9 protein-coding genes are annotated in these 9,643 nt (G+C 68.2%); 7 read left to right on the top strand and 2 right to left on the bottom strand.

Annotated elements, in window-relative coordinates; all coding sequences use genetic code 11:
- The 7 genes from VFF46_RS02640 to VFF46_RS02610 all read left to right on the top strand — a co-directional run.
- The coding region (locus tag VFF46_RS02640; RefSeq protein WP_325035369.1) for an alginate lyase family protein at positions 1 to 1,321 on the top strand (1,321 nt) is incomplete at its 5' end.
- A gap of 61 nt (positions 1,322 to 1,382) precedes the next feature.
- The gene (locus VFF46_RS02635) at positions 1,383 to 2,600 is read left to right on the top strand and encodes a Wzz/FepE/Etk N-terminal domain-containing protein (protein ID WP_325035368.1); all 1,218 of its coding nucleotides are present in this window, start codon (positions 1,383 to 1,385) and stop codon (positions 2,598 to 2,600) included.
- Complete coding sequence (locus VFF46_RS02630; protein WP_325035367.1) at positions 2,597 to 4,219, top strand: hypothetical protein; 1,623 nt, start codon at positions 2,597 to 2,599, stop codon at positions 4,217 to 4,219. Before VFF46_RS02635 ends, VFF46_RS02630 begins: the two co-directional genes overlap by 4 nt.
- A complete protein-coding gene (locus tag VFF46_RS02625) occupies positions 4,216 to 5,448 on the top strand; it encodes an O-antigen ligase family protein (RefSeq protein WP_325035366.1) in 1,233 nt (410 codons plus the stop codon). The genes VFF46_RS02630 and VFF46_RS02625 overlap by 4 nt, the downstream gene beginning before the upstream one ends.
- Positions 5,445 to 6,632: a glycosyltransferase gene (locus VFF46_RS02620; protein WP_325035365.1), complete on the top strand. Its 1,188-nt coding sequence runs from the start codon at positions 5,445 to 5,447 to the stop codon at positions 6,630 to 6,632. The genes VFF46_RS02625 and VFF46_RS02620 overlap by 4 nt, the downstream gene beginning before the upstream one ends.
- A 33-nt stretch (positions 6,633 to 6,665) precedes the next feature.
- Positions 6,666 to 8,273 (top strand): right-handed parallel beta-helix repeat-containing protein, encoded by a 1,608-nt coding sequence (locus tag VFF46_RS02615; RefSeq protein ID WP_325035364.1) that lies wholly within the window; start codon positions 6,666 to 6,668, stop codon positions 8,271 to 8,273.
- 5 nt (positions 8,274 to 8,278) lie between these two features.
- On the top strand, positions 8,279 to 8,611 hold the full coding sequence (locus VFF46_RS02610; RefSeq protein ID WP_325035363.1) for a hypothetical protein: 333 nt from the start codon (positions 8,279 to 8,281) through the stop codon (positions 8,609 to 8,611).
- Positions 8,612 to 8,633: 22 nt separating this feature from the next.
- On the opposite strand, the gene VFF46_RS02605 is transcribed toward VFF46_RS02610, so the two are convergent.
- Both VFF46_RS02605 and VFF46_RS02600 read right to left on the bottom strand, forming a co-directional pair.
- Positions 8,634 to 9,179, bottom strand: a complete 546-nt coding sequence (locus VFF46_RS02605) for a sigma-70 family RNA polymerase sigma factor (protein ID WP_325035362.1) — start codon at positions 9,177 to 9,179, stop codon at positions 8,634 to 8,636.
- Positions 9,169 to 9,643: sugar transferase (locus tag VFF46_RS02600; RefSeq protein WP_325035361.1), on the bottom strand; the 475-nt coding region annotated here is incomplete at its 5' end. The genes VFF46_RS02600 and VFF46_RS02605, both read right to left, overlap by 11 nt.

Raw genomic sequence — 9,643 nt, 5'->3', positions numbered from 1 at the left:
CTGGATCAGACGCCTGCTCAACGACTGGCCTGACATCACAGACCTGTTCGAGCACAACGAGTTGGCTCTGCAGCAGCTGTACTGGCACCAGCGATACCTGGCCGCGTTCCAGAGCCACGGGTCCTCGGCCAACAACCACGTGATCGCAGAAGCAGCAGGGCAACTGGTAGGAGCGTGTGCGTTCCCGTGGTTCGCCAAGAGCGACCGCTGGCGTGCAAACGCCGCAGCCCTGCTGGAGAAGGAGCTGGATGCCAACACGTTCCCCTCCGGCCTCAACCGCGAGCTGGCGACCGACTACCACCGCTTCGTCTCAGAGCTCGGCCTGTACGCAGCAGTGGAAGCTGACAACGCCGGTCATCCGCTCAGCCAGGACACATGGGCTCTCCTGACCCGCACAGTCGACGCAGCCGCAGCGATCGTCGACGACCGCCTACGTCCACCACGCCAAGGTGACGACGACGAGGGCATGGTCCTGGTCCTGGACCCGCCAGACGTGAGCACGTGGTCGGCGTACCTCTCACTAGGCGCCGCCGTGGTCGGCAGAACGCCCTGGTGGCCCGAGAGCCCTAGTACTGCGACCTCCGTCATCGTCGGCGCACTGGTCAACGGCCAGCAACCAGACCGTCCCGCTGAACGCCCAGGCCACTTCAGCGACGCCGGTCTGACTATCCTGCGCAGCAAGAAGGTCTGGTGCCGCGCAGACGCCGGGCCGCACGGTTTTCTTTCCATAGCAGCCCACGCGCACTCCGATGCACTCTCACTGGAGGTACGGGTCGACGGCGTGGATGTCCTCGCCGACCCTGGCACGTACTGCTACCACGGCGAAGAGCAGTGGCGGAACTACTTCCGCTCGACCATCGCCCACAACACCGTCGAAGTAGCCGGCACCGAACAGTCCACCTGGGGCGGCCCGTTCCTCTGGTTGCGTGCGGCAACCGGCACGGTCCTGCACCGCTCCCCCACCAGCTGGGACGCCGAACACGACGGCTACGCCCCCGTGACGCACCGGCGTACGGCGACCCTCGAGAACGACGTGCTGCGCGTAGCGGACGCTCTCGACGCAGCCGCCGACGTACGCATCGCCTGGCACCTAGGACCCGAGGTCGACTTCAACCAGGCCGTCGGGCGGTTGGAGTGGCCCACCGGATCAGCCGTGGTCGAACTGCCCGCAGCACTGACCTGGACGACTTACCACGGCAGCAACGATCCGTTGCTCGGATGGTACTCACCGCGATTCGGCCACAAGCTTCCCACCACCACTCTGCTCGGCACAGGCACCCTGTCGGCCGACACACCGGCAGTGACGACCTTCCGTTTCTAACGGGTGTATCAGTACCTGACTCCGCCCCTCTATTACTTCAGACGGATCTAGGAGGGGGCCTGTGAGTGCGCAGCAGTTGGATGTGAAGAAGTCTTGGCAGGCGATCCGGCGGCATCGGCTGCTGGTGGGGGCGGTTGCCCTGGTGGGGCTGCTGGCGGGGATCGGGTACGCCCTCGTGCAGCCTCCGATGTACAACGCTTCTTCGCTGGTCGTACTGCCGCCGCCGCCTCAGTCCGCGTCCGGGATCAGTTCGAACGCCCAGAGCATCGACACGCAGGTGTACATCGCGGAGAGCGGACCGGTCCTGCTGAGCGCCGGACAGAACGTCACGCCGGCACTGTCGACCGAAGAGGCTCGCGCGCGGGTCAAGGCGACAGCCGTCACCGAGGACGTCATCCGGATCGACGCGCAGGGCACAACGGCCAAGCAGGCGATCCAGTTGGCCAACGCGGTCGCACAGGTCTATCTGGTGTTCATCACGACCGACCAGAAGCTGCCGGGTGACCTAGGCAAGCGGACCGGTGCACGGATGCTGGAGCAGGCCGTCAACGCGAACGGCGGCAGCATGCTCGTACACACCGGCACCTACGGCGGTCTTGGCGCGCTGCTGGGTGCTATCGCCGGTGCGGTACTTGTACTGGCCCGCGCACGCGGTGACCGGCGGCTCCGGCTGCGGGACGAGATCGCCGACGCCGTAGGGATTCCGGTCCTCGCCTCGGTCTCGTCGTACCGGGCGAACGATCCGTCCGACTGGGCGAACCTGCTGGAGCACTACTCGCCGACCGCGGTCGACGCATGGGCGCTGCGCAAGGTCCTGCACAACCTCGCGCTGGACACGAGGAGCGGGCAGCAGGTCTCGCTGACCGTGATCTCGTTCGCGGACGACGGCAAGGCCCGGCCACTCGGTCCGCAGCTGGCGGCGTTCGCGGGCACGGTCGGGATCTCCACCTCGCTGGTGATCGACCAGCACCACGACAAGCCGTCCGGACAGGTCGCGCTCGAGATCCACCTGGTACTCGTGGACCGCGACGCGCCGCACCTGGACTACACCGAGCAAACCACCCGGACGATCGTCGCGCTCTCGGCCGGCAGCGTGACCGCCGAAGAACTGGCCCGGCTGGCCGTCGCGACAGCCGCCGACGACCGCACGATCGACGGCCTGGTGGTCACCGATCCCGATCCGTCCGACCGGACCGTCGGCCGGGTCGCGCAGGCGCAACGGCGGGCCGGCTCCCGGCTGCCTACGCTACTCACCGGCACGGCAAGGCGGACCCGATGACGAACCAGCAGCTCTCCGATCAGCCCCTCACCGGCTGGGCCGAGGACGACGACGGCCTGTTCGCCGAGGAACGGTCGACGTCGCACCCGCCGGAAGGCCTGGTCACGGTGCGGTTCCTGCGCGACGCCGTGGTCCGGCACGCGCGGATCTGGCTGGCGCTGGCGATCATCGGCTTCACCGGCGGCCTGGCGACGTACTTCCTGCTGCCCGCGCCGCACCAGGCGGCGGCCCGGCTGCTGGTCACCACCCGTGAGGGCGACGACCCGGTGAAGGCGATGGCGACCGAGATCAGCCTGGCCACCAGCCGGACCGTGGCCGAGCGGACGATCGCGCTGCTGAAGCTGCCGGAGACCCCGGACCAGCTGCTCGCCGGCTACACCGCGACGATGCTGACCGACCGGGTGCTGCAGATCCAGGTGCAGGCGAAGACCGACGAGCAGGCGACCAAGCTCGCGACGATCATCGCCCAGACCTACCTGATCTTCCGCCGCGAGCAGATCGGGCTCGACGAGGGCCCGCTGTCCAAGGACCTCGCCGCGGCGCAGAACGAGCTGTCCCTGGCCCGGCAGGCGGTCGTTGCCGCCGGCGACGACCCGAACAACCCGAAGCTCCCGAACAGTCCGGAGATGGCGCGGTTCAACGCGGCCGGTGACAAGTACCGGTTCATCCAGCAGCAGCTGCTCGACCAGAACACTCGAGCGTCGAAGATGAACGCGAGCCGGCTGCTCGACACCCCGACGCCGGTACTGGTGCACGCCAAGCGGCAGCTGGCGATCAAGGCGGGGACGGGTCTCGCCGGTGGGCTGTTCCTCGGCCTCGGGTTCATCGTCGTACGGGCGTTGATCTCGGACCGGCTGTGGAAACGCCAGGACATCTCGAACGCGCTCGGTGCCCGTGTGCGGCTCAGTACGGGACGTCCGCCGCGCAGCTGGCTGTCGTTCGGCGGCACGCTGCGTCCGTCGCAGGCAGGGAACCCCGAGATCCAGCTGTTGTCGCAGCACCTCGGTCAGCGCATCATCTGGTCGAAGCGGCCGACTCCGGCGCTGGCAGTGATCAGCGTGGACGACGTACCGGCGTGTGCGCTCGCAGTGGCAGCCCGTGCGGTGGCCCTGGCCGACGAAGGCAAGCACGTGCTGGTCGCAGACCTCACCGGGACCGGGGTGCTCGCGCAGAAGCTCGGTGTGAAGCAGCCGGGAACGCGGGACTCGCAGTTCAGCCAGCCAGGCCGGCGGATCGACGTGTTCCTGCCGGACCCGGACGGTCTGCCGCCGGAGGGCTGCTACCTGCGGCTCGGCGACAACAACCGGCCGAGCGGGTGGGCCGACGTGCAGCTCGACGCGGCCTGGGACGCCGCCGATCTGGTGCTGACGCTGGCCACGCTGTCGCCCGCGATCGGCGCCGACCACCTCGCCACCTGGGCGTCCCGCGCGGCCGTCGTGGTGACGGCCGGCCGCTCGACGGCGGCGAAGGTCCGGGCGACGGGCGAGCTCGTACGCCTGGCCGGGCTGGAGATCGACACCACGATCGTGCTGAACGCCGACCGTACCGACGAAGGCGTCGGCGTGGCGGACGCGGAGGCGTCGAGCCCGGCCGTCGACCTGGAGATGTTCACGCGATGAGCACTGTCGCAGCGATCCGGACCAGGCTGGTGGCGAAGCCGGGGTTCCGGGCCGTCACCCCGGAACGCCGCCGCCGGCGCCGGGTCCAGCTGGTCTGGGCGCTGCTCGTGATGAACGTGCTGACGTACTTCCCGGGCTCGCTGCAGCTGATCCCGTTCCCGAGCATCGTCGGCAAGCTGATCGCGCAGGGCGCGTTGCCGTTGGCGTTGCTGCTGGTGCTGAGCGTCAACCGGCCGGCCCGGATCAGGCCGAGCGTCTACGTCTTCCTGGCCAGCCTGCTCGCCACCGAGGCGGTGATCGCGAGCCTGCGCTCGGAGTTCCTGATCAGCGCGCTCTACCGGTCGACACGGCTGTTCCTGTTTATCGCGGTGCTGTGGCTACTGACGCCGTGGTGGACCCGCCGGGACCTGTTACTGGTACGGACGCACCTCCTGGTGCTGTGGTGCATCGTCGGCTCGGTGGTGTTCGGTTTCCTGATCGCTCCCGGTGCGTCGAGGCCTGACGGCCGGCTGGTCGGCATGGTGTGGCCGATCCCGCCCACCCAGACCGGGCACTACGCTGCGATGGCTGCCGGGCTGACCGGAGTCTTGTGGATGTCAGGGCTGCTCAAACGCGGCCCTGCGCTCGCAAGCGTGCTCACAGCGATCCCTGTACTGCTGCTGACGCACACCCGGACCGCACTGATCGCACTGCTCGTAGGGTCCGTGGTCGCAGGGCTCAGCCTCTTCACCGCACGCTCTCGGGTCCGCAAGTCGTTCGCGATCGCAATCGGTGTCTTCTCGATCGGTGCGCTCACCGCAGGGTCTCTCATCACGACCTGGCTCGCCCGCGGCCAGGACACTCAACAGGTCACGGCACTCACCGGACGCACCTTCGTGTGGGACGCGATCCTTGCGCAACCACGGACGACCTGGCAGACGCTGTTCGGCTTCGGGCTGTCCAACAAGTCGTTCAACGGCCTCCCGATCGACAGCAACTGGCTCGGGACGTACTACGACGTCGGCCTGCTCGGGGTGTCGTTCTGCATCGCCATGGTGCTGTTCGTGTTCGTCGGCGCCTGGTTCACGCCGCAGGGTCCACGGCGTGCCGCGGCGTTGTTCATCGTCGCGTACTGCGTTGTCGCGTCGTTCACCGAGAGCGGGCTCAGCGAGGCATCGCCGTACCTGCTGGAGCTCACTCTTGCCGCCTCACTCGTGTACTCACGACCAGCGCAGGAAGGTGCCGAATGAGGATCCTGATGGTGCACAACAGGTACCGCTCCACGGCACCGAGCGGTGAGAACCGGGTAGTCGACCAGGAACGTGAGGCGCTCGCAGCATTCGGCCACGAGGTCGACCTGTTCGAACGGCACAGCGACGAGCTGGAGCAGTGGCCGGCCTGGAAGAAGGCCACCCTGCCCGCCCGCGTGGTGTGGAACCCCGCCAGCAAACGGGACCTGGCCGATACACTCCGAACGTTCCGACCGGACGTAGTACACATCCACAACACGTTCCCAGTGCTCAGCCCGTCGGTGCTGTACGCCTGCCGCGACGCCCAGGTCCCTGTTGTCATCACACTGCACAACTACAAGCTTCTGTGTGCCAGTGGTGACTTCTACCGCGACGGTGCGGTCTGTCATGACTGTGCAGGCGGTAACCCGCTGCCTGCGGTGGCTCACAGCTGCTACCGCGGCTCCAAGCTCGCTACAGCGACCACCGTGCTCAACACGCGCTCCCATCGCCGTAGCTGGCGCAACCTGGTGTCGGCGTACCTGTTCGTCTCGGAGTCCCAACGCAGGCTGCTGGCCGGTATGGAGTTCGACAGCGACCGCAGCTTCGTCCGTTACAACTACGTCCCGTACGACGGTCCTATCGCGGGCACGCGCCGTCGCCAGGTGACGTACGTCGGCAGGCTCGACGCAGCGAAGGGTGCACCCCTGCTGATGAACGGCTGGGACGCGTACCGCGAGATTGCCGGCGACGACGCGCTGCAGCTGGTGATCGCGGGAGGCGGTCCGTTGCTGGACGAGGTGACCGCATGGGCTGCCGACCGGCCGTCCGTCGAGCTCCGCGGCCTACTGAGCAAGCCCGACGTGTTCGAGCTGATGCGTGAGTCGCGGGCCGTCGTACTGCCGTCGGAGTGGGAGGAGACGTTCGGGCTGGTGGTCGTCGAGGCGATGGCCGTCGGCGTACCGCTGCTCGCCTCGCGCCACGGGTCCTTCCCCGAGCTGGTCACCGACGGTGTCGACGGCGCGCTGTTCGACCCGCGACGTCCCGACGAGCTCGCCAAGCTCCTGCTCGACGTCGACACCTCCCCGGACCGGTACGACGACCTCGGCCGCAACGCACGGTCGACGTACGAGAACCGGCACGACCCGCAGCGGAACCTCCAGCAGCTGCTCGACATCTACCGGTTCGCGATCGCCGACCGGTAACACCCGCCCGCCAGGCCCCCCGAAGGAACAACCATGGAACAACGTGCCGGCCGTGGAGCCGTGTGGTACCGCCAGCGACGCACCCTGGTCGCGGGCGGCATCCTCCTGCTCGTCGGTGGGCTGTCAGCGGGTGCACTGGTCGCCAGTGGACGTCCTGCACGTAAGGCGGACCAGGGGACGCCGTCAGCTCCGGCCACGATGGCAGCCGTCAAGGCGCCGACCACACCGCCGGCCAGGATCTGTGGCAACGCCAAGGCACTGGCCGGCCCGGCCCAGGCTCCCAAGGGCGCGGTCGTGGTCACGACCGCCCAGAACCTGCAGGACCTCACCGTGCAGTACCCGGCCGGTACGACGTTCTGGCTGACCCCCGGCCGGCACCGCCTGCCCGACGACGAGTTCGTCCAGGTGATCCCGAAGGAAGGCAACCGCTACCTCGGGGCGCCCGGCGCGATCCTGGACGGCGCGAACCGGAACCGGTACGCGTTCACCGGCTCGGCCAGGAACGTCGTGATCAGCCACCTCACCATCCAGAACTTCGGCAAGGCCCGCGGCAACAACGACGAGGGCGTGGTGAACCACGACTCCGCGACCGGCTGGACCGTCGAGGCGAACACGATCCAGCACAACGCCGGCGCGGGCGTGATGATCGGCAGCCGGAACGTGGTCCGCGGCAACTGCCTCGCGGACAACGGCCAGTACGGGTTCAACGCGTACAACCCGCAACGGGTGGCCAGTATCACGATCCAGGGCAACGAGATCACCGGCAACAACACCGACGACTGGGAGGCCGTCCGGCCGGGCTGCGGCTGCACCGGCGGCGGGAAGTTCTGGGCGGTCAGCGGGGCCGTTGTCCGGGGCAACTGGATCCACGACAACCGCGGCGCGGGGATGTGGGCGGACACCAACAACACCGCGTTCTCGATCGAGGGCAACTACGTCGCGAACAACTACGCCGAGGGCGTCATCTACGAGATCAGCTACAACGCCTCGATCCGCGGCAACACGTTCATCCGCAACGGGATCGGCAAGGGGCCGACGAACACCGGGTTCCCGACGCCCGCGCTCTACATCTCCGAGTCCGGTGCCGACAAGCGGGTGCCCGGCATGTTCAACCAGACCTTCGAGGTCAGTGGGAACGTGTTCACCGACAACTGGGCCGGCGTGATCCTGTGGGAGAACGCGGACCGGTTCGCAGGCTCCGCGGCCAACACCAGCAGCGGCTCCAGCACGCTGGTGAACCCGTCTGTGGTCAACGACCAGACGTGCAACGCCGGCAACATCAAGAACCAGCCCTACCTCGGTGACTGCCGCTGGAAGACGCAGAACGTCCGGGTACACGACAACGTGTTCAGCCTGGACCCGGACAACCTCGGCGACAAGTGCGCGTCCCGGACCGGGTGTGGGTACAACGGCATCTTCTCGAACTGGGGCACGTTCCCCGACTGGTCGCCGTACAAGGCCCGGACCGTCGAGGACGCGATCACGTTCCACCAGGGCAACCGGTTCTTCTCCAACACCTACAGCGGGCCGTGGAACTTCATGGTCCACGAGCAGGGCAACGCGGTGAACTGGGCCGCCTGGCAGGGCGCGCCGTACGGGCAGGACCAGGACAGCGTGATCAAGGTCAACGGGGAGCGCTGATCGCGATGGAGCGGGCCGGCGAGCAGATCGCAGTACTCCGCTCCATCGGGTACGCCGCGTTCGGCCGGCACGACCGCGACGTCGACATCCTCGACCTGGTCTTCGACAGCCTGGTCGACGCCCCCGGAACCGAAGGCGTACGACGGCTGCGGTTCGCCGGGCAAGGCGTCACGCTGACCGTGGACCGTACCGCGTGTGACGTGGAACTGCGGGTCTCACCGGCCGGACCGGTCGTCGTGGAGGCCTGCGGCGACGAGGCCACCGGGCTGGTCAGCTTCGTGCTGAGCTGGCCGGGCGGCCTCCAGCGACCGGTCCGGACCGCGTGGATCATCCTCTGACCCACGCGGTCCCCTCGTTGACTCAAGAGGCGAGCAACACCCGGAGCTTCTCCAGGCAGCGGCCCCGGATCGGGCCGATGCTGCCGATCGGGATCCCGATCGTCGCGGAGATCTCGGCGTACGGCGCCGGCGGGTCGGCCATCAGCATGCCGAGCAGCTGCTGCCACCGGTCCGGCAGGCTCTCGAGCGCCCGCCGTACGTCGTCGGCACGTTCGCCCGCGAGCAGGTCGGCGTCCAGCTCCGGCTGGTCACCGGCCACTTCCTCGAACGCCGTCGCCTCGTAGGTCAGCAGCACGCGCTTGCGGAACGCGAGAACCCGCAGGCACTCCCGGCGCGTGGTGACGACCAGCCAGGCGCCGACCCGTGCGGGGTCGACGCGATTGATGTGTTCGAGCAACCGCAGCCAGACCATCTGCGACACGTCCGCCGCGTCACTGTCGGTCAGCCGGAAGCTGCGGGTCACGGCCCAGACGAGCCGCGCGTAGTGGTCGACCAGCCGGCTCCAGGCACCCTGGTCACCGGCTGCCGCCTCGACCACCATCAGCTGATCGAAGTCCCTAGTAAGCACCGTCGCTCCCCAGTACGGCGCGGGCGGTCTTCCACAGGATCAGCAGGTCCAGCGCGATCGACCAGTTGTCGGCGTACCGCAGGTCGAGCCGCATGGACTCCTCCCAGGTCAGGTCGCTGCGGCCACTGACCTGCCAGAGGCCGGTCAGTCCCGGCTTCACGAGCATCCGGCGGGCGTCGTCGAGCTGGTACTGCGCCACCTCGGCGGGCAGCGGCGGCCGCGGCCCGACCAGCGACATGTCGCCCCGGAGCACGTTCACCAGCTGTGGCAGCTCGTCGATCGAGAACCTGCGTAGGTACCGGCCGATCCTGGTCACCCGCGGATCGTCACGGAGCTTGAACAGGATCCCGTTGCCCTCGTTCAGCGCGTGCAGCTCGGCCTTGCGTTCCTCGGCGTCCACCACCATCGTGCGGAACTTCAGCATCCGGAACTGCTCGCCGCCGCGCCCCACCCGGGTCTGCCGG

This window comes from Kribbella sp. (genome assembly GCF_035655035.1).
Taxonomy (GTDB): domain Bacteria; phylum Actinomycetota; class Actinomycetes; order Propionibacteriales; family Kribbellaceae; genus Kribbella.
This window is presented reverse-complemented; position numbering and strand designations above follow the sequence as displayed.

What these genes read in the sequence shown, in the direction of transcription:
- VFF46_RS02625 (WP_325035366.1), top strand. Translation starts at nt 4,216, where the DNA reads ATGAGCACTGTCGCAGCGATCCGGACCAGGCTGGTGGCGAAGCCGGGG.
- VFF46_RS02620 (WP_325035365.1), top strand. Translation starts at nt 5,445, where the DNA reads ATGAGGATCCTGATGGTGCACAACAGGTACCGCTCCACGGCACCGAGC.
- VFF46_RS02610 (WP_325035363.1), top strand. Translation starts at nt 8,279, where the DNA reads ATGGAGCGGGCCGGCGAGCAGATCGCAGTACTCCGCTCCATCGGGTAC.
- VFF46_RS02630 (WP_325035367.1), top strand. Translation starts at nt 2,597, where the DNA reads ATGACGAACCAGCAGCTCTCCGATCAGCCCCTCACCGGCTGGGCCGAG.
- VFF46_RS02615 (WP_325035364.1), top strand. Translation starts at nt 6,666, where the DNA reads ATGGAACAACGTGCCGGCCGTGGAGCCGTGTGGTACCGCCAGCGACGC.